Consider the following 21,081-nt stretch of genomic DNA (forward strand, 5'->3'; position numbering starts at 1 on the left):
CTGAATAATTATAAAAATCATTTGCATCATCACTTAATCAAACTATCGCTTAAACGGGCTGATTATAAAAATTGTAAGAATTACTTTCACTTATGAGTATGTTAGGATGCCAAGCTAGATAAAAAAACCAAACAGATTCTGATACAATCTGCTTGGTTTATATGTTTTTATTTCCACTGTCTGAATTCAGGAGAATGTGCTCTCCAATATGAATTGTCTAAACTTGTAATCGAGATTCCACCACTCGATTTAGCATGAATAAATTCATTATTTCCCATATAAATACCAACATGTGATATACCACTTCTATACGTACCGCTAAAGAATACGAGATCTCCGACTGTCGGATTCGATACAGCCTTTGTAATTTCATATAAACCTGTCGTGCTTGCGCGATCTAAATCCATCCCTGCTTGATTAAATACATAGTATATAAAACCACTGCAATCAAACCCTGATGGTGCTTTCCCACCCCATACGTAAGGAACTCCTAGATATTTCTTACCTATTTCAATCGCTTTCTCACCAACTGAAATGCTCTTCTCTTGTTCAATTTTTGGTTGTGTAGATTGTGCAGGTGCTGTTAAACGAAGGACTTGTCCAACGTAAATCGTATCCGACGATAAGTTATTCCAGGCTTTTATATTATTTATCGAAACACCATATCTTTTCGCAATAAAATAAAGTGAATCTCCTGCACTTACTTTATATGCTGTCACATTTACTTGTGTTGGATTTGGTTGACTGTTAGAATTAGAAATTACTAACTTTTCGCCCACATAAATAGTTGAATTTGATTTGTTGTTCCAGTTGATTAGTTGAGATACTGAAACATTGTATTCTCTTGAGATAGCCCACAGTGAATCACCAGAACGAACTGTATGTGTCGTAGATTCTGTCATTTTAGAAGTTTCTAGAATTTGATTGATATAGATTGTATTTGATGTTAGATTATTGATTGATTTAAGACTAGAAATACTAGTGTCATGCTTTTGAGCGATCGACCAAAGCGAATCGCCAGACTGCACTTTATATGAAGCTGCTTCTGCTTTTCCTGAGAAACCTGCCGTTATTACTAATGCTGTTGCTACGGACAATACTGTTTTAGTAGTTTTTCTCATTGTCTCACTCCTCGATGTTTTTCGTGGTGACTGACATGAGTATAGCATCTATTTCCCGGGAAATGTCGAATGTTAACAACTTGTAACGATACTTAATATAGCTGACATAATAGTAGATTATTTTGGTAGATTTGGTTAATGATGATGTCTCCCACTCGGTTCTTAGATATTCCGGATTTGAAGTGAAACCCGACGCAACGTAGTGCTCGTGATTTCCGCTCCAGGCAGTCGCTTTTCGCTAGTTTAAAGCGTTTTTCTTTAAACAGTCACGGCTTCAGCTAACTCAGAAGCAAATGTTTTCGGTGGGACGAGTAATCGCAGTCCCAAAGAGCGCTTCTGAGTTAGCTGAAGCTCGCACTTTTCTCGCTGGAGTCGACTGCCTGGAGCTCCAATCATCCGACGTAAAGAATAATCCCGTTAGCAGCGGAGGAAATGCACTTCGACTCCTGAGGCCCGGCAAGGGTCATGCAGGCGTTGTCCGACAAGGACGGTTTTAGCCTGTAGTCCTTAAGAAACGGCGTAAGTGAGACCCCGAAAACATGAGTTCGAGGGAGGCTCACTAGCCCCCCCCCCCCGCGGAAAGCGAAGTGCATTTCCGGAGCGTTGTAAGCACTCTACAAGTTACGACGGAGTTTAGCTATTCATCTCATTAATAAAAAAACACCAATATCAGCAGCTGATATTGGTGTTTTTCTTTATGTTGATTCTCTTATGATTAATTCGTGTTCTAATACTACACTTTCAATACTTTTTCCCTGTAGCTTGTCAATCATCATAGTTGCTGCCATAGCACCCATCTTAAACATTGGTTGCGAAATTGTCGTCAATGTTGGATGTGTCATATTGGAGAAGCTTATTTTATCAAAGCCAATAAGTGCAATATCATTTGGTACTTGTAATCCACTTGTGTGTATTTGTTTCATTACCCCAATCGCCAGTATATCGGATACAGCGAAAACTGCAGTCGGTCGATTGTCTTGATCTAATAATTTTTTCATTGCTTGCTGGCCATCTTCGAAACCAACATCCTTTGTGTTGTAGATGAATTGTTTTTGCACAGGAATATTGAATTCTTTCAAAGCCTTTTCATAGCCTTGGCGACGTTCACGAGCATATAAAAAGCGTTCATCAGAATTAACAAGTGCAATTTTTTTATGCCCTAGCTTAATTAAGTGTTTTACAGCATGATAAGCTGCTAGTTCATTATTAATAGCTACATAAGCAATAGCTCCATCTTGGTCGTACTCACTGCATTGAATAATCGGATAATTAGCAGCTAGTTCATTTAATTTAACCTTATTAATGGTCGGATCCATTGAAATAATACCGTCTGCAAGCTTACTTCTAACAAGATTAAAATAAATCGTTTCCCTTGCAGGATTCGAGTCTGTTTCACAGAGCAATATATTGTAGCCCTTTGTTAAAGCTGTTTCCTCGATACCATTAATAATTTCAGAATAAAACGGGTTGGATATACTTGGAATTAAAACTAATAACAATTTACTTTCAGAAGTTCTTAGATTTCTACCAAGCACGCTAGGCTCATAGTTCAATTCTTTGATTGCTTGTTCTACTTTGATTTTTGTCTTTTCTGCAACTGTTGTGTGATCGTTAAGCACACGTGATACCGTTGCAACGGAAACCCCTGCTTTTTTAGCTACTTCTTGAATTGTTGCCACGATATCCCCTCCTGCTTCCTTGGTTAACATAATTGCTTTTTAGTTTTTAGCGTCTAATTTTGTTGATTACCGAAATAACTATAGAACATTGTGAGTTAGTCTGCAAGTTTAGCAAAAGTCAAACGAGCTACGTTACTATTAATTCACACTCACCATATCAGAGTTAAATCCTTTGTATGACAGCTCGAACCGGACTTCCATCACCATCTTTTATCGCTAACGGAAGTGCAATTAGATTGTATTCACCATCGTTAATCGCGTCTAATACGAGATTCTCCAAAATATGAATGCCGTTGTCATGTAGGGCATGATGTGTCGGTAGCGACTTGCTATCAAGCGGGTCCACAGATGGCATATTAACACCGATTAACTTGACACCTTTTTTTGCTAGGAAAGGTGCAATTTCTGGGTCTAGTTTTGGAATCTGTTTAGGAAACTGCGCTAGGTTTGTTAGTAAAGATGTACGTAATAACAAACGTTCAACACCTTCTAAGTTATGCTTTTTCAATGACTGTATATTAATGGTGTCAGACGCTGTTACATCAATTAGCAACGCCTTGCCTACATAAAGATTAACATCTAAATCGAGTATCTTTTCTCCCAGGTCATCAAAATGAAAAGGTGCATCAACATGTGTTCCCGTATGTAAACTAGTCGTAATTTGACCAATGTTTACTGATCCTGTTTCCTGCTTACTAAATGTTAGTTCATACGAATAAGCCGTATCGCCTGGCCAATTCGCCATATTATTCGTTAGCGGTTGTGAAATATCGATCCATTTATTTTTGTTCATTTAAGCTACAACACCTCGCTCATTCGGAAAGGTTTTATACGTCTTCTCTTCCATAATTTTTTTCAACTTGTGTACAGTCTCGTATACTTCAGTGAACGTATTGTACAACGCGACTGGTGCAAGACGAATGCTGTTCGGTGACCGAAAATCAGGTATAACGTTGCCTGCTTTTAAAGCCTTACATATGCGAGCTGCTTCCTTATGATTTAACAAAATGTGCGCGCCTCGCCGTTCAGCTGGAAGCACATCAACAGTAAAACTATATGCTTGTAACTCTTGCTTAACGAGAAGCAATAAATAATCTGTTAACTGCAATGATTTGTTACGAATTTGGTCGATTCCTGCTTCTTGAAAAAGTTCGAGTGACCCTAATAACGGTGCTGAGCTTAGCAAGTGAGGTGTCCCAATTTGATAAGCACCAGCATCTACTGCCGGAGTTAAATGATGCTCCATATCAAACTGCTTTTCTTTTGTCGAACTAAACCAGCCTGCCAGACCCGGTGCTTGTCCAAAGTGTCTTTCATGAACAAATATTCCCGCTACACTCCCTGGTCCAGCATTTAAATGCTTGTAATTACACCAGAACGCAAAATCGACGCCCCATTCGTGGAGCTCGTGAGGAATTGCACCTATCGAATGGCACAAATCAAACCCAATTTTAATATCTCGTTCGTGTGCGGCAGCTGTTAACCGCTGGATATCTAGCAATTGTCCACTACGATACAATACGCTAGGTAAAACGATTAATGCTACATCATCCGTCATCGCTTCGATAATGTCTGCTTCATCAAGTGTGGAGCCGTCCTTACTGGTCACGTAAATTAAATGATCGGTATGGTCGTACCTTTTTAGCTGGAGTTGGCTTTGAAGCGCATAAATATCAGATGGGAAGTTTAATTCATCCGCGACAATCTTCGTTCTCGTTTTACTTGGTTTATAAAAGGAAGCTACTAATTGGTGTAAGTTCACTGTTGTTGATCCAGTTACAATTACTTCCGTGGATTCAGCTCCCACCAATGGCGCCATCTTCTCACCTAACGCTTCGGAAAAGTAATACCACGGGTGCTCTCCTTCGGTCCAGCCATCAATAGCAAGCTGTTTCCAAGCCTCCATCACAATTGCTACAGACTTTTCTGCTCTTTTTGAAAGCAACCCAAGCGAGTTGCCATCAAAATATATTTTATTTGTTGGTATATAAAATTCTTGACGATAAGCCTTCAGTTGATCTTGATCATCTAAAGACCGAGCGTATTCTAAAGAAAAAATATGTTCTTTTTCCATATTAAAGCCCCTTTTTGCGCTATTATCTCTCTATTATAACTTTTTTCTTCTAAAATAAAATCCACGAGGTTTATTGTTCCTCATGGACTAAAATTCGCTTGATCGTATATCAGACGGATCTATTTTTTTCAGTGTAGCTAGCTCATGAGCCGTGGGAACTGCGGTATACGTTACTTCATCATATAATAGTTTAAATCCTGTATTTTGTTGCACTTCTTCTAACGTCGTATGTGGGTGAATGCTATCCAAGTAAAGCAGACCATGCTTAAACTCAAATACACAAAGTGGTGTAACAATCTTCCATAGGTTACCCCGAGTTGTTACAAAATCAACATTTTCCACAAACGTTCGTTTGTCGTGCTTTGTGCGCCAAATAATTGCTTTCTTGGCGGTCGGGATTAGCACAGCGCTACCTGCACCACCTGGTAAGCGAACTTTAGGCTTATGATAATCACCAATCACCGAGGCATTTACATTACCATGCTTATCAAATTGAACTCCACCTAAGAAGGCTACGTCTAATTTACCTCGCATTGATAAATCAAACAGTTGATCAAGCGGAAAATAAGCTTCACCACTGTCTAATAAATCGGCACCAGCAGAAGAATAGGTTGCCTTTAGGGTTGATGTAGGATTAACTCCACCTGGTATATTTAAATGGACTAAATCAGGGGCATGTGTAAAGCGCGCTAATTGCATAGCGATCATCGGGAGCTGGGACGATACGCCATGGAATACCGTCTCACCATCTTTTAGCATATTCGATATTGCACATGTCATGATGTCGCTAGTTCTGTATGTGGCTACCATGTTCGGCTCATCCTTTCGCCTGCATAGTCTTGTCGCTCGAATTTTTTCACGTAATTACGAATGTCATCGGTATCGTTCAATGACAAATATTCGTTTAAGTACCGGTCATCCACATCATATTTTTTATAACAAGATGTAGGGCTTGCACCTTTAGGTGTATGTACAACCGCATCAACTAAAAAGCCTGGAATATCGATAAGCTCTCTGTTCAGCTTCGTCTTACTAGGTGAAACAATTTGTTCTGTTGTTACAATTACTTTATTGGCAGCTCTTGTCATGAGTAGGTCTTCATACTTCGGGCCAGTTATTCTTGCATTGCCTTTTTCATCACATTCCTGAACATGAATCACGGCGACATCTGGCACAATCGATCGCACTAATGTGACAGGCTCTCCCCCAAAAGGATCTTCTACAACTACAAAATAATCGTTATGTTCAATCAGGTCCCCGACCTTTAAACCGTGCACAGGCATAAATGGTACATTCGTTGAAGCAGCCCGCAGTGCACTAATCACGGTATAGCATGCATGCTCATTCGCTTTTACAAGACCTGACTCAACAGCCTTACGGTAATGCTTAGCAAGACCATACTTCGTTTCATAGCTAACAAACCCAGCATGAACAGCTTCCACACAGCCGAGCGAAACTAATAAATCAATATCATGCGCACCTGCGGTTTTAACCAGCTGCAAATTTTGCTTATTCTGTCTTGTCAATTCACGAACAAATGCCATTGGTGCACGATGAAGTACATTACCCCCTAAGGCTAACGTGTCGCCATCTTGAACAATCGCAACCGCATCTTGTAAACTGATTCTTTTATTCACGTTGTGCCACCACCAATATTACTTACTTGTTTTTATTCATGCTTAACGGCATTACTTGCAATATGAACGGCATCCCATACCCCTGCAAATGGTGGAGCATAGCATAAATCGGTCATTCCTAAATCATCTGCCGTCATCTGATTATGAATGGCTACAGCAAACACATCAATTCGTAATACAACGCCTTTGGGACCAATCGACTGGGCACCTAATATCTTTCGCGTTCGCTTTTCACACACTAGTTTAATCCAAACCGGTGTTTGGTTTGGATAATAACCCGGATGATCGGCCGCTTCGACAAACGTAGTTACATAATCAATTGCTAAACGCTCTGCATCCATTTCAGAGAGACCAGTGCGTCCCATTTCTAAATCAAATATCTTCAGTGCTGCACTCCCCAGGGTACCAGTATATTTATTGTGCTTTCCTGCGATATTTTCACCAGCTATTCGACCAGTCTTGTTGGCATTGGTACCTAAAGGGATAAACGTATTTTCTTGCATCACCTTGTGGTACACCTGTGCACAATCACCAGCAGCATAAATATCTTCCACATTTGTTCTCATTTCACGATCAATAATAATTGCGCCATTGTTGGCAAGATGGATACCAGTTCCATCTAGAAATTTAGTTGCCGGTTTTACACCAATAGATAAAAGGACGAGGTCAGCTTCATAAGTACTCTTGCTCGTTCGAACTGCTTCTACTTTTCCATCACCAACAAATCCTTCGACAGATTCATTTAAGTGTAGGCTTACCTGTTGTTTTGAAAGCTCTTGCTCGGCGATTTCCGTTAACTCTTTATCAAATGTCGTTAAAATTCGGTCAGCTTGTTCAATGATCCGTACTTGTTTACCCAAATGTCGAAATGCTTCTGCTATTTCAATACCGATGTAACCGCCACCGACAACAACGACACGTTCGATATCAGAACGATCGGCTACTTGTTTCAAAGAAATCCCATCTTCTAGCGATTTTAACACGTGAATATTTTCTAGGTTAATGCCTTCAAAAGGTGGGATGATCGGAACAGTGCCGGTTGCAATTAGTAATTTATCGTATTGGTCGATAAACATGCCACCATCAATCGTATTTTTAACCATCACTTGTTTTTTGTCAGGTGCTATTTTTACGACTTCATGATGTGTGCGGACTTGGATTCCTTTTTGTTCAAACTGCTCTTCGGTTCTTGCGATCATTTTCTTGTAATCGTCATTTTCTCCAGAAACATAATAAGGAAGACCACAAGCGCCATACGAAATATGCTCGCCTTTTTCATAGACGACCACTTCTGCATCCTCATTGATTCGTTTTAGTTTAGAAGCAGCAGACATACCTGCTGCAACACCACCGATTACTAATAGCTTCATAGCCAATTTCCCCTATGTCCATGTATGACTTATAAATTATTTTCCGTTAATTGTAGGTTCCTGATCAACGATTCCAACGACAATGGCGTCTATAGGTGCATGCTTGGATAAACCATACTGCACTGAACTCCCTGTTGACACGAGAACGAGCTCGCCTTCACCTGCACCAATTTCATCGGCAGCAACAATGTATTCCTCTTTATTTCCATAACAAGGTTCAATAATTAACAGCTTATATCCTTGTAGTGTGTCATACTTCCTTGTTGATACAACTCTACTGATTACTTTACCAATCACCATTTTCTGAGCCTCCATATTCAGGGATGTCGATTATTCTCAGTTGTTCGTCACCCTTCAGTCCAAACGCATTGGCATCATCTGTATCAATGTGCATATCTAACTTATATCGATCACTCACTCGGATCGTTACATTAGCCATTACGCCACCTTTATCGCCTTCCACTAAAACCGCAACCTTTTGAAGATTTGTTACTTTAAAATCAGCAGCATCTTTTGGTGACATATGAATGTGCCGGTCAGCAATAATACAGCATTCCTGTAAGTGCACACTTCCCTTTGGTCCGATAATCGTAATAGGGGAAGAGCCTTTTAAATTACCGGATTTACGAACAGGCGGCATGATACCTAAACCCCTTGCATCACTTCTAGAAATCTCCACCTGCGTCGCACTGCGTAATGGTACAAGCAGTCTCACCTTTTCAATAGAACCCTTTGGTCCTTGAATCGTTACGGTTTCTTTACATGCATATTGACCAGGCTGTGAAAGGTCCTTATGCTTTGTAAACGTGTAGCCAGCACCAAATAAAAGATCGGCATGCTCCTGCTGTAAGTGCAAGTGCCTGGCAGAAATTCCTACAGGCACTTGCGTTTTGGAAGGGACAGTAGTTGATGAGGAAGGTAAGACCTGATTGTGCAATTCCTCTACTACTGCCTTCGTAATCACTTCATATAAACTGGCTTTATCAAAGTTTGTCACGTAGACTCAATCCTTTATTCCAAATCCGGAATTAATTTTGAAACGTCACCATGTGGTCTAGGAATGACGTGTACGGCTACTACTTCGCCCACGCGCCCTGCTGCTTCTGCTCCTACTTCTGTTGCTGCTTTTACAGCTCCTACGTCACCTTTAATAATAACAGATACGAGTCCTGATCCGATTTTTTCTGTTCCTGCGATTTCTACGTTTGCTGCTTTAAGCATTGCATCCGCTGCCTCAATTGCTGCTGTTAATCCTCTTGTTTCGATTATGCCTAATGAATCACTCATTGTGTATAGCCTCCTATATATTTTTCAAATTTTGATTTAAAGTTTAATTAATTTTGCCACATCACTATGCGGTCTTGGAATGACGTGTACAGCTACTACTTCACCTACGCGCCCTGCTGCTTCTGCTCCTACTTCTGTTGCTGCTTTAACAGCACCAACATCACCTTTAATAATAACAGATACGAGTCCTGATCCGATTTTTTCTGTTCCTGCGATTTCTACATTTGCTGCTTTAAGCATTGCATCTGCTGCCTCGATCGCTGCTGTTAGTCCTCTTGTTTCAATAATTCCGATTGATTCACTCATTGTTATGCTCCTTGTCTGGCTGCTCTAGAGCCGGTTTATTTTTTGGTTTTCTTTTCGTTTTTTTCGGTTCGGCGCTAGGAGGAACAACGAATTTCAATATTTCCTCGTGCGGATTTGTAATAACTAGTGCTTTTTTTAACGGGTTTCCAGGCTTTCTTGCTCCTGTTTGTTTCGCAACCTCTATAGCAGTTGATACATCGGATATTTTACCGCCGATAATAATCGATACCAGCTTTCCACCTAAATACTTTTCACTGGAGAGGAACTCTACGTTCGCAGCTTTACAAACATTGTCCAAAATTTCCATCGCCACCGGAAAATATTGTGTTTCGATGATTCCTATCGCATCATATTTTTTCATTTGTCATCCCCTCGTTTCTCTGGAGATAGTAACGAAGCAAGTCCTTGATCTGGTCTAGGAATACTTTTGACAGCAATTAATTCGCCATATTTTAACGCTTCTTCAGCTCCTATTTCTAAAGCCGCTTGTACCGAAGCAAGATCTCCTTCAATCATAATCGTAATAAGGCCTGATCCAACTCGTTCGATGCTACGAATCTCAACAAACGCATTTTTCACCATCACATCGACAGTAGCAGCAGCCGTTACGGTTCCTCTTACTTCAATCAACCCGAGTGATCGATTCATTTCTACTTCTCCCCTTGACTTACCATATCGCTAGCTTTTTTTGCTCACTTTTCCAATTGGCAATAATTTCTCTATTCCTGCTACGGAGGCAGGAATGAAATGGGTAAGGATATCATTTTCAGCTATATGTTTGATTGCTTCAGCCCGGGCTGCATCCAAGCCGACACGGACATCAGAAACTGTACCGGTAAACTTCACTTGCACGACGACCGGGATCGGAGCATTGTCTCCAGTTGCAGGATTATTACAATCGATTCCTTCAATCACTACATTAGCTGCCTTACATGCCTTGTCCATTGCTGCAAGCGCTACGCTAAAGCCCTGCACTTCCAATAAACCTATTGCGTTACCCATTATCTCCACCTACCCTGTAATGTTCAAACTGCCTTGAGCGAGGACGACTCTTCGCTGTCTTGTAAATGTTTTTGCTGAAGTAACGCCTTCTCCCGTAGGGCCAGCGATTGTCATTGTTGTATGACCTTCCCCGCCGAATCCGACTCCAGCAAGGGAGGAGCCATTATTAACGAAAATGGTTGTCCCAATTGCTTTAGCAAATCTTGTGATACTGTCTAGATTATTGGAATGCATGACGGCAGTGTGACGATTTCCATGCTCCGTTGCAACTGCTTTTTCAATCGCTTCATCTAAATCTTTCACACGCACAATTGGTAGAATAGGCATCATTTGCTCTAACTGCACAAAAGGATGATGCACATCGACTTCACAGATTAATAGTTTCGTGTTCGTTTTATTTACATTAATCTGATTTAGAATCGTAGACGCATCTTTTCCAATCCATTGCTTTGATACGTGATATTTTCTGTTTTGGAAGGTGCACCCACCTGGTTGGTTGTTGGTATTTGCTTCTAAAGCAAAATCCATTACTTGCGCTAATTCACTGTGGTTCAACATGTGTGCGCCTTGGTCGAGCAATTGGAAAATCAGATCGTCCGCAACTGAATCAAGTACGAACACTTCTTTTTCCGCAATACATAATAGATTGTTATCAAAAGAAGCACCTTCAATGATAGATTTGGCTGCATTTTGTAAATCGGCTGTCTCGTCAACAATCACAGGTGGATTACCTGCACCCGCACCAATCACTTTCTTACCGGATTTCAATAGTGATTTTACCATTCCTGGACCACCAGTACCTACCAGCATTTTCACCTTTAGACTGTCGGCTAATACTTGCACCGTATCTAGTGTCGGATTCTTCACCATTGTGACTAAGTTAGCTGGACCACCAACCGATTCTATTGCCCGGTTAATTAGCTGTACAGTGTATGCCGACGCCTGCTTTGATGCTGGATGGACATTAAATACAACGGCATTACCTGCAGCTAGCATGCTAATAGTGTTGTTAATAATTGTTTCGGTTGGGTTCGTTACCGGGGTAACTGCACCGATCAATCCAACTGGTGAATATTCCACAAATGTAAAGCCGTCATCACCAGTAATAGATTCTGTTTTTAGATCCTCTGTTCCTGGCGTCTTCTCAGCAGACAGTTCGTGCTTAGCAATTTTATCATTGTAATTGCCAATCTTTGTTTCTTCAAAAACAAGCTTAGCTAAATGTTCCTTTTCCTTTAACACAGCAGTTCTTATAGCAGAAAGGATACGCTCACGGTCCGCAAGTTTTGCTTGTTTTACAAAGGCGATTTGAGCATCATAGCTTGCAGTAATTGCATCCTCAATGTTATCGAAAACACCATACTCGCTCGTCGGGGTCCAATGACTTGAAGCACCTGTTTGTGAAACCTCCGGAGACAGCTGTTTCATTTTTAGTGGTTGTTGACTGCTCGTTTGACTCGGAGCTCCCGCTTCATTCCCAATTGCTGCTTCGACATTTTTTAATACTGATTCTATTATGGTTTGGATATCTTTTTCTGTTAAGTTCAACGTCCATCCGCCCCTCCATTCCGATATTGATTAAGCACCTTTTCCGTGACTTTAGCAACAATCGATTCAATTACCTGCTGCTTTGTTGCATCACTACTTGTTTGATTTGCTTCTAAATCGTTTGTTGCAGATTTATTTATATCACACGGTGGCACGCCACCAGTTTTAATTCCTAATTTATTTCTTATTTCCATCAAGTCAGCTATTTGTCCACAATCGAGCTCATTTGACTTGTTAATGATATTTGTTGTGTTCATTAACATTAATGCGTAATGCTCCAATGATTCCATTCGGAAATACGCTTCTGTCAAATCTCGTCCCCATGTGAGTGCACCATGATTTGCTAGTAATACCGCGTGATAGTCCTTACAAAAAGGTGCAATTGAATCTGGTACCTCTTGTGTACCTGGTGTTGCATATGGTGCTAATGGTACTCTGCCTAATAATACAACAGCCTCCGGTGATATCGGCTTTTCCAAGCTAATCCCTGCAATTGCAAAAGAAGTTGCTACTGGAGGATGCGCATGGACGACAGCATTGGTATCTGGATTTTCGTTGTACACCTTTAAGTGCATTTTAACCTCTGAAGATGGCTTCGAGCGGCCAGATAAAATCTTACCAGATAAATCCATCTTCACCATCATATCCTGTGTCATAAAACCCTTACTAACCCCAGTTGGTGTACACCATATCGTATTCGGTCCAACACGTACAGAAATATTGCCATCATTAGCAGCAACGAAATTCTTGTTATACACTCGTTTACCTATATCAACAATCAGCTTTTTAGCTTCAAAATCTGACATATATTTTTTATTAGTGATCATATCGGTCACCTCCTTCTATGAAAAGTGCAGAGCGCCGTTAGAAACGTAGCGACTGGAGCGAATCGACTAAAGATAAAGGAATCACGATGAGCTCGCGAATCGATGATGACTTATCGTAGGCGATTCGTGAAGTCGCCTAGTTTCTGGCGCTCGGAGCTAGACACATGAAAAGTGCAGAGCGCCGTTAGAAACGTAACAACTGGAGCGAATCGACTAAAGATAAAGGAATCATGCCCCCGCAAAGGGGGTATGTCGACGTTGGACGACAAGTCCGATTTTAGTCGACCTTCCATAAAACTTGAATCGATGATGACTTATCGTAGGCGATTCATGAAATCGCCTAGTTTCTGGCGCTCGGATCTAGACAAACGCGCAAATTTCTTTCTTATTAATAACGTTCACGAGCATCTGTTTTAAAATTACAAGCTAAACGTTCCTATGCAGAAACCAATCTCTTAATCTATTCGACAAAAAATTTAATCTTCCTTGTGGAATAATTTGGCTAGACTATCACGATAAGGTGGATAAGCAATTCCTTTTTCCGTAACAATCCCAGTAATCAATTCGTGATCTGTCACATCAAATGCAGGATTGTATGCTTTTACCCCTGCTGGCGCCATCGGTTCACTGTACCACTTTGACGTAATTTCTTCTTGTGGGCGTAGTTCTATCTCAATATCATCACCTGTTTTCGATTGTAAATCAATCGTCGACAATGGTGCACATACGTAGAAAGGAACACCATGATATTTTGCTAGAATTGCAACGCCCGAAGTACCAATTTTGTTGGCTGTATCTCCATTGGCGGCAACACGATCACAACCAACGAGAACAGCTTGTACTTTATTCTCCTTCATCACAATTGATGCCATATTGTCAGCGATCAATGTAACATCTACTCCTGCTTCATTAAGCTCCCACGTTGTTAAACGTGCGCCTTGAAGCAGTGGACGAGTTTCATCAGCAAATACTTTAAAATCATAGCCTCGCTCTTGACCAAGGTAAATCGGGGCTAATGCTGTGCCATACTTAGCTGTAGCGATCGTCCCGGCATTACAATGGGTTAACAATCCCCAACCTGGCTTTAGCAATGTTAGTGCATGTTCACCAATTGCTTCACAAACTTCTTGGTCTTCTTTTTTAATTAAGTCTGCTTCTTCTTTTAATGCTAGTTTTATAGAAGCAACACTGCTTGCGCTTTCTGCGTGGAGACGTCTCTCCATTCGATCTAACGCCCAAAACAGATTAACAGCGGTTGGGCGTGATGTAGCTAAATAGTCTTTATGCTTTCTAAAATCATCGTATAACGCATCGAAAGTTTCTGCAGTTGATTGCTTAGTCGCAAGGTAAACACCAAATGCTGCAGCAATTCCAATCGCCGGTGCACCACGAACCTTTAAATTGTAAATAGCATCCCAAACTTGCTCAACTTCCGTTAGATTTAGAAATTCTTTTTTGTTCGGCAGTACAGTCTGATCCAATAACACTAATGTATCATTGCGATCGTCAAGACTCACCGATTCAATTACATTGATAGGGTTGGTCATTTGTTATACCTCCAAAGTCACTTGTTGTTCAAAGGCGCGAATGATGTTGATATAATCTTCCCCACACTTTACCGATTCTCTTTCTAAGATAAACTTTTTACTAGCAGATAAACAAATACGCTCCGCTTGTGCACGCTTGTCTACATCTGTGATTGAAGTGATATCAGCAACATGGGCAAGGCCTATAATTCTTCTCGATAATTCCAAGCCTGCTACTGCAGCTGTGTCTCTTAAAATTAAATCTAGATAATGCGCTTTAAATCCGTTATAATTCGCAACTCGCTCAGTTGCATGTTCATCCCAAGCGACCTCAAACTTTTCTTTAAACAAATCAACTACATCGGTAATCGTCGTTTCTAAATAAGCTAAATAGTCGTTTCGCTCTGCTTCATCTTCAATGGTGAATCTGGCATTCGCATAAGCAAAGATTAGGTTAGCAACTACATTACCAACGTCATAACCAATCGGGCCAAAAAAGGCAAACTCTGGATCAATTACTTTCGTAGAATCTTCCTTAATAAACACTGATCCAGTATGAAGATCTCCGTGTATTAACGCTTGTGCATTCGTCATAAATTCAAATTTCAGCTTAGCTGTTTCAAGTGCGAGCTTGTCATCACCCCAGATATGTTCTTTTACAAAATCCTTGGACTCTTCAAACACATCGTTTCTTGGACAATCATAAAATGGCTCTGTATAAACTAAATCCTCGCTAATTTCACACAAATCAGGATTGATGAATGATTTTACCAATTCTTTTTTCTGTTTATGATCAAGTACAACGTCGGACGTTTGTACTAATGTATTTACCATAAATGTTGTAATGTGCTCTGCAAATAGTGGGAACTTTTTATGCTTCATTAACTCCGCACGCATAATCTCATGATCAGATAAATCTTCCATCGCACAACAATTCATAACCGTATCATAATGGTAAAGCTTTGGTACGAATTTTTCTGCAAACTTAGCTTGTATTTGCAAAATTTCACTTTCGATTCGGTTACGATCTGGTGAAACCTTAAATTCGTCAGAAATACGTGCAACAGGTCCAGCTTGTTTAATAATAATCGACTTATTACGCTTCGAATCTACCACTTTAAATACATAGTTTAAATTACCGTCACCAATTTCCTTACAGCTTAATTGTGCATCACTAGTAAAGAAATCTAATTGTGTTTTCGCATACTCCAGTGCTTCCTTTTCCGTCATCGTAAAATATCCTGTTGAAAAGTCTGTCATTTCAAGGCCCTCCCATATTATTTCTTTTTATAATAAGTAAGTGCTAATGCAAGTGCTAAGACCGTTCCTTTTACAATATCCATCGCATAATACGGTACGGACATCATCACTAAACCATTCGCTAGAATTCCAATTAGTACTGCTCCAATAAATGTACCAAATGCATTTGGTTTACCAGCACCGAGTACAGATAACCCAATAAAAGCAGCTGCTACAGCGTCCATCAGGTACGGACCACCAGCATTTATTTCTGCAGTCATTATTCTTGAAGCTAAAACAATCCCACCAACAGCCGCGAAGGTCGCTGATAATAAATAGGCAAATACTTTATATTTGTTAACTGCTATACCAGATAGCCTTGCTGCCTCCTCATTTCCACCGATCACATACATATATCGTCCATGCTTTGTATAGGTTAAGAAAATATGAACGAGCACAACAACGACTAGCATAATAATGATAATCCAAGGAATTTGTCCAAGTTTCTCAAATGAACCAGTAATTTTACCTGTGGCATAGCTACCATCTGGCATAATCATATTTTCTGATAAGCTAGCTCCTCGCGTATAGGTGAGGGCAACACCTTGTATAATGAACATCATCGCAAGCGTTAACAGCATATCTGGAATTTTGATTTTAACAATTAAAAATGAATTAAGCGCACCAACCGCAAGCGCTGCAATAATAGCTGCAATAATAGCGACAATCGTTGACTGCCCGTGCCAGATAAACATCGACATTACTACGGCATTGGCTACCGATGCCGTTGACCCAATTGACAAGTCAAAACCACCAACAGAAAGGGAAATGGTTAAGCCAATTGCAATAATGGTCACAATTGATATCGAGCGCAAAATATTAATAATATTACCTGTGCTCATAAAAGAAGGATTTGCAATTGAAAAAATTGCAATAAGTACGAATATCGTTATAATTGTCCCATATTTATATAAAAACTGAAACAAATCAAAAGCTGCTTTTTCCGTTTTAGCAACAGACTGCTTCAACTCTGTGTTTGTTTGCGACATATCATTTCCCCCCTGTTGAATAGTATAATAGTTCTTCTTCATTCGTTTCCTTCGTTTGGAGTTGGTTCACAACTCTGCCATCGTACACAACATAGACACGGTCAGTAATTCCGACAATTTCTGCCAATTCACTAGAGGCATAAACAACCCCTTTACCGCGCTTCGCTAGCTCTGCTATTAGCTCAAATATATCCTTTTTTGAACCAACATCAACACCTTTAGTTGGTTCATCGAATATGTAGATATCTGCATCAGCAATTAACCACTTGCCAATGGCTACCTTTTGTTGATTACCACCGGATAAATTATTCACTTGTGTCTTTACTGACGGTGTTTTTATCCCAATCCGCTCTACCATCTGTTCCGATGTTTGTCTCTCTTTACTGAAATGAAGGAAGTTAAATACTTTTACAAATTGATTTAAATAAGAAGCCGTAAGATTCGTAGACACCGTTTCTGTAACAAGAATCCCTTCTTTACGCCGCTCTTCAGGTACAAAAGCAAATCCATTGGCAACAGCAGCACGCGGATGCTTTATGTTAACTGCTTTTCCATTCACACGGATATCTCCAGCGGTTCTTTTATTCGCCCCAAATAGAGCTTTACAAATCTCTGTTTTACCCGCCCCTACTAAGCCAGCAAGACCAACAATTTCACCCGCATTTACGTGCATCGTAATATCCTTTATCTTAGAACCATCAGCTAGATGATCCACTTCTAAAATCGTAGCACCGATTTGTTTTACAACTGTTGGGAATTGTTCCTCCAGCTTTTTACCTAACATAAACTCAACAACTTCATTAATCGTCGTATCCTTTATTTTTTGCTTTGTTACAAATTTCCCATTACGCATAACGGTGATATCATCACAAATCTCAAACAGTTCAGGTAAACGGTGTGAAATGAAAATAACACCGACATTTTTATTTTTCAGTTCGTGAACGATACGAAATAGCTCATCTGTTTCTGTTTGACTTAACGGTGCTGTTGGTTCGTCTAAAATTAAAAATTTACACTCACTTGATACGGACCGTGCGATCAAGACCATCTGTTTTTCCGCCAATGTTAATTCACTGACAAGCTGTTTAGATGAAACTTGAATATGCATACTTGCGAGAATCTCCGTTGCTTGTTTATGCATATCGGAATAGCTAACAAACTGCTTCCTGCCCATTTTAGTTACCGTTTGATTTAACATCACATTTTCGCCAACGGTTAAGTTTGGAATAAGCGCCGTATCCACTTCTTGATAAACAATTTGAATGCCTTGATCTTGAGCATATCTAGGGGAATCTATTTCGATTTTCTCACCGTCTATAAAAATCGAACCAGTATAGTGCGTGTAAGCACCAGATAATACCTTCATGAGCGTGGACTTTCCAGCACCATTGGCACCAATAAGAGCATGCACGGTTCCAGTTTCCGTTACAAAATCCACTTCATTTAAGGCTTTAACACCGGGAAATTCAATAGTTATATGTTTCATTTCAAGTTTACTAGCATTAGACAATTCCCTTCACCTGCCTTTGGTACGAAAACACTAAAACATACACCCTATAAAAAGGTGCAGTTTTAGTGTTCGAACCATATCTATTCTATTATAATACGATTATTCTGCGTGATAATCTCTTAACGTTTGCATCCAATCTTCCTCAAATGCATCGGATTGTCCCCATCCTTCGATAATGTTTCCAAGGTTAGACATATTCACTTCTTCCTCAGCAGCTACTAAATCCTCTTGAGAAATCAATGAAGCAGATAAATCATACGTTTCTGGTGTTTCCTCACCTGCTAGCTTTTTAGCAAGAAGTCGTAAATTAACAGCACCGATCAATTTCGGATCAACAGCTGCTGTATATTTCCATGGGCTACCTTCTTCTTGAATCAGCTGAAGGTCAGCATTGGAAACGTCAATACCATATATAGCAACTTCTTCTCTACCAGCTTCTTTAATGGCACGCGCTGCACCAATAGCAAATGCATCCCATGTAGCGAAAATAGCATCAAGTTCTCCTTCTGGATGTTTGTTAAGCATAGCTGCTACAGCATTTTGTGTATCTACCGAAGTATTTTCAGTTGCAACACCAAATCTTTCTACTTCGTTAAGACCAGGATTTTGCGCTAATACTTCTGTATAAATTTCATTTCTTCTCACCATTGGAGGAAAACCATCTACCCAAAGGTAAGCAATGTTTGCTTCTCCACCAGTATCTTCTACTAATTTATCAAGTGCAAGCTGTGCTAGTGCATGGTCGTCTTGCGCTGTTCTCGTTACACCTTCCGCTTCACCAACAGTATCGAAAGTTACGACTTCAATACCTGCGTCTCTTGCTTCTTGAATCTGATCCGCTGTTGCATCATCATCACCATGCGAGATGATCAACCCATCATATTCTTGTTGAATTGCTTGAGCGATCGTGTCATGGAATGCCGCTGAATCTCCATTTGCCGTGAATGTATCTACTTGAAAGCCTAATGCTTCCCCTTCTTGTTTTGCACCAGCTAGAAACTGTGCTGTATGGTCATCTCCACCAATTTTACGGATAACCATAATTTTCACTGGTTCTTCTGCAGTAAATTTCTCTGGCACATTGTCTAGTGAAACATCACTATTACCTGCTGATTCTGAACCACAACCAGCGAGCACGAATACAAAAGCTAAAACTGAAATCACATACAATAACCCTTTTTTCATCTGATTTTCCCCCTGTTTTCTAAAAAAATTTATATAAAATTTATTAATACACGGTTCTTACACTCTTTTTGCCTTAAGCTGTTGAATCACAGCCTCTGTAAGTTTACCTACGATATCATCTGATAGATCTATACCTTTTGAATCGCTAATGCTAGTTGGTGTATTTTGGTTACCACTACTACCTGTAGCTTTTGTTAATGCTTGGTCTAGATCTTCATATAAATCTTCAATGTTCTCCAACCCAACCGATAAGCGGACTAAGTCTTCTGTAACGCCAGTAGCTACAAGCTCTTCTCCAGATAGCTGTTGATGTGTTGTTGTTGCTGGATGGATAATTAGGCTTTTCGCATCACCAACATTGGCTAAGTGTGACCATAACTTGATGTTGTTTATTAGCGTACTCCCTGCATCACGACCACCTTTGATACCGAAGACAACAACCGAGCCAAAGCCGTTTTTCAATATTTGTTTGGCATGCTGATGTGACGTATGTGATTCCAGTCCAGGATAAGTTACCCAACTAACACCAGGATGTTTTTCTAGTAATCTAGCAAGCTGAAGTGCATTATCATTATGACGCTGAACACGCAGATTTAATGTTTCTAAGCCCTGGATAAGTTGGAACGCATTGAATGGACTTAAACATGCACCAATATCCCGCAACAACTGTACGCGTAATTTGGTTGCAAAGGCGATATCCCCAAAATCCTTGCTATAAACGATACCATTGTAACTACGGTCTGGTTCGATAAAGCCCGGAAACTTTCGTGAATTCCAATCAAATTTACCGCCATCGACAACGATTCCACCAATCGATGTACCATGTCCCCCAATCCACTTTGTTGCAGAGTGTACAACAATATCGGCACCGTAAGTAATCGGTTTACACACATAAGGTGATGCGAATGTATTATCGATAATAAGCGGAATACCTGCTTCATGAGCAACGTTTGCAATTCCTTCAATATCTAGGACATGCAAGCTCGGATTCCCAATCGTTTCAGCAAAGACAGCCTTCGTCTTATAGTTAATCGCTTTTTTAAAGTTTTGCGGATCTCTTGGATCTACGAACTTTACTTTTATGCCGTAGCGTGGGAATGTTATCGCGAATAAATTGTATGTACCACCGTAAATATTAGTCGCTGCTACGATTTCATCCCCTGCAGAAGCAACATTCATAATCGATAACGCGATCGCTGCCATACCTGACGATGTTGCAACAGCAGCCGCTCCTTCTTCCAAAAGAGCCATTCTTTTTTCAAATACGTCCACGGTCGGATTCATTAACCGACTGTAGATATTACCTTCCTCTTCTAGTGAAAAAAGTTTCTCTGCGTGTGTTGTATCATCAAAAACGTATGAAGTTGTTTGATAAATCGGTACCGCGCGTGATCCTGTCGTTGGGTCAGGCTCTTGGCCACCGTGTAGTAGTAATGTTTCTAAATGCGGATTGTTACCCATGCTTTTTTCCTCCTAGAACTGTTCCATGATGTCTGCCATTACATGTTAAAAAATCCCTCTGCCTGGAGACAGAGAGACTTTGATTGCATAATAGATGCACCGTCTCTCTCATCTGTCAAAGTAAATATACTTTGTAGGATTTGGCACCATGTATAACATAGTTTTGACCATGCTATGCTGGTTGCCGGGTATCATAGGGCCAGTCCCTCCACCTCTCTTGATAAGAGAATATATTAAATTTATATGTTTATTGTTGAATA

The 21,081-nt window shown here is 40.2% G+C and carries 21 protein-coding genes, 1 pseudogene and 1 riboswitch; all 22 genes and pseudogenes read right to left on the reverse strand.

Annotated features, from left to right (window positions below; all coding sequences use genetic code 11):
* Positions 1–167: 167 nt before the first annotated feature.
* On the reverse strand, positions 168–1,121 hold the full coding sequence (locus ACI6MV_RS23080; RefSeq protein ID WP_407272692.1) for a C40 family peptidase: 954 nt from the start codon (positions 1,119–1,121) through the stop codon (positions 168–170).
* Positions 1,122–1,816: 695 nt separating this feature from the next.
* Positions 1,817–2,800 carry a LacI family DNA-binding transcriptional regulator gene (locus ACI6MV_RS23085; protein WP_407272693.1) on the reverse strand — a complete coding sequence of 328 codons (984 nt, stop codon included), beginning with the start codon at positions 2,798–2,800 and terminating at the stop codon, positions 1,817–1,819.
* 163 nt (positions 2,801–2,963) lie between these two features.
* On the reverse strand, positions 2,964–3,593 hold the full coding sequence (gene kynB / locus ACI6MV_RS23090) for an arylformamidase (RefSeq protein ID WP_407272694.1): 630 nt from the start codon (positions 3,591–3,593) through the stop codon (positions 2,964–2,966).
* Positions 3,594–4,874, reverse strand: coding sequence for a kynureninase (kynU, locus tag ACI6MV_RS23095; protein ID WP_407272695.1), 1,281 nt, complete (start codon positions 4,872–4,874; stop codon positions 3,594–3,596).
* A gap of 87 nt (positions 4,875–4,961) precedes the next feature.
* On the reverse strand, positions 4,962–5,684 hold the full coding sequence (locus ACI6MV_RS23100) for a CoA-transferase subunit beta (protein WP_407272696.1): 723 nt from the start codon (positions 5,682–5,684) through the stop codon (positions 4,962–4,964).
* On the reverse strand, positions 5,678–6,511 hold the full coding sequence (locus ACI6MV_RS23105) for a CoA transferase subunit A (RefSeq protein ID WP_407272697.1): 834 nt from the start codon (positions 6,509–6,511) through the stop codon (positions 5,678–5,680). The genes ACI6MV_RS23100 and ACI6MV_RS23105 overlap by 7 nt, the downstream gene beginning before the upstream one ends.
* A gap of 32 nt (positions 6,512–6,543) precedes the next feature.
* Positions 6,544–7,881: a CoA-disulfide reductase gene (locus tag ACI6MV_RS23110; protein WP_407272698.1), complete on the reverse strand. Its 1,338-nt coding sequence runs from the start codon at positions 7,879–7,881 to the stop codon at positions 6,544–6,546.
* Positions 7,882–7,917: 36 nt separating this feature from the next.
* On the reverse strand, positions 7,918–8,181 hold the full coding sequence (locus ACI6MV_RS23115; protein WP_407272699.1) for a EutN/CcmL family microcompartment protein: 264 nt from the start codon (positions 8,179–8,181) through the stop codon (positions 7,918–7,920).
* The gene (gene pduL, locus ACI6MV_RS23120) at positions 8,168–8,842 is read right to left on the reverse strand and encodes a phosphate propanoyltransferase (protein ID WP_483880224.1); all 675 of its coding nucleotides are present in this window, start codon (positions 8,840–8,842) and stop codon (positions 8,168–8,170) included. The genes ACI6MV_RS23115 and pduL overlap by 14 nt, the downstream gene beginning before the upstream one ends.
* A 50-nt stretch (positions 8,843–8,892) precedes the next feature.
* Positions 8,893–9,168, reverse strand: coding sequence for a BMC domain-containing protein (locus tag ACI6MV_RS23125; RefSeq protein ID WP_407272701.1), 276 nt, complete (start codon positions 9,166–9,168; stop codon positions 8,893–8,895).
* 36 nt (positions 9,169–9,204) lie between these two features.
* Complete coding sequence (locus ACI6MV_RS23130) at positions 9,205–9,474, reverse strand: BMC domain-containing protein (protein WP_407272702.1); 270 nt, start codon at positions 9,472–9,474, stop codon at positions 9,205–9,207.
* Positions 9,467–9,835, reverse strand: coding sequence for a BMC domain-containing protein (locus tag ACI6MV_RS23135; protein ID WP_407272703.1), 369 nt, complete (start codon positions 9,833–9,835; stop codon positions 9,467–9,469). Before ACI6MV_RS23135 ends, ACI6MV_RS23130 begins: the two co-directional genes overlap by 8 nt.
* Positions 9,832–10,122, reverse strand: a complete 291-nt coding sequence (locus tag ACI6MV_RS23140) for a BMC domain-containing protein (protein ID WP_407272704.1) — start codon at positions 10,120–10,122, stop codon at positions 9,832–9,834. The genes ACI6MV_RS23135 and ACI6MV_RS23140 overlap by 4 nt, the downstream gene beginning before the upstream one ends.
* A 30-nt stretch (positions 10,123–10,152) precedes the next feature.
* A complete protein-coding gene (locus ACI6MV_RS23145; RefSeq protein ID WP_407272705.1) occupies positions 10,153–10,476 on the reverse strand; it encodes a BMC domain-containing protein in 324 nt (107 codons plus the stop codon).
* A 9-nt stretch (positions 10,477–10,485) separates the two neighbouring features.
* On the reverse strand, positions 10,486–12,024 hold the full coding sequence (locus ACI6MV_RS23150; protein WP_407272706.1) for an aldehyde dehydrogenase family protein: 1,539 nt from the start codon (positions 12,022–12,024) through the stop codon (positions 10,486–10,488).
* Positions 12,021–12,851, reverse strand: a complete 831-nt coding sequence (locus ACI6MV_RS23155; protein ID WP_407272707.1) for a class II aldolase/adducin family protein — start codon at positions 12,849–12,851, stop codon at positions 12,021–12,023. The genes ACI6MV_RS23150 and ACI6MV_RS23155 overlap by 4 nt, the downstream gene beginning before the upstream one ends.
* 476 nt (positions 12,852–13,327) lie before the next feature.
* The gene (gene mtnA / locus ACI6MV_RS23160) at positions 13,328–14,398 is read right to left on the reverse strand and encodes an S-methyl-5-thioribose-1-phosphate isomerase (protein ID WP_407272708.1); all 1,071 of its coding nucleotides are present in this window, start codon (positions 14,396–14,398) and stop codon (positions 13,328–13,330) included.
* A gap of 3 nt (positions 14,399–14,401) precedes the next feature.
* Positions 14,402–15,637: an S-methyl-5-thioribose kinase gene (mtnK, locus tag ACI6MV_RS23165; protein ID WP_407272709.1), complete on the reverse strand. Its 1,236-nt coding sequence runs from the start codon at positions 15,635–15,637 to the stop codon at positions 14,402–14,404.
* A gap of 17 nt (positions 15,638–15,654) precedes the next feature.
* Positions 15,655–16,665, reverse strand: a complete 1,011-nt coding sequence (locus ACI6MV_RS23170) for an ABC transporter permease (RefSeq protein ID WP_407272710.1) — start codon at positions 16,663–16,665, stop codon at positions 15,655–15,657.
* 1 nt (position 16,666) lies between these two features.
* Positions 16,667–18,151, reverse strand: coding sequence for a sugar ABC transporter ATP-binding protein (locus ACI6MV_RS23175; protein ID WP_407272711.1), 1,485 nt, complete (start codon positions 18,149–18,151; stop codon positions 16,667–16,669).
* 123 nt (positions 18,152–18,274) lie between these two features.
* Positions 18,275–19,360, reverse strand: coding sequence for a sugar ABC transporter substrate-binding protein (locus ACI6MV_RS23180; RefSeq protein WP_407272712.1), 1,086 nt, complete (start codon positions 19,358–19,360; stop codon positions 18,275–18,277).
* 141 nt (positions 19,361–19,501) lie between these two features.
* A pseudogene (locus tag ACI6MV_RS23185) lies at positions 19,502–20,821 on the reverse strand (O-acetylhomoserine aminocarboxypropyltransferase/cysteine synthase family protein); the annotation flags it as partial.
* A 105-nt stretch (positions 20,822–20,926) separates the two neighbouring features.
* Positions 20,927–21,048: riboswitch (SAM riboswitch) on the reverse strand.
* Positions 21,049–21,081 lie beyond the last annotated feature (33 nt).

Source organism: Radiobacillus sp. PE A8.2, from assembly GCF_045635475.1.
Classification (GTDB): Bacteria; Bacillota; Bacilli; order Bacillales; family Amphibacillaceae; genus JBJGXI01.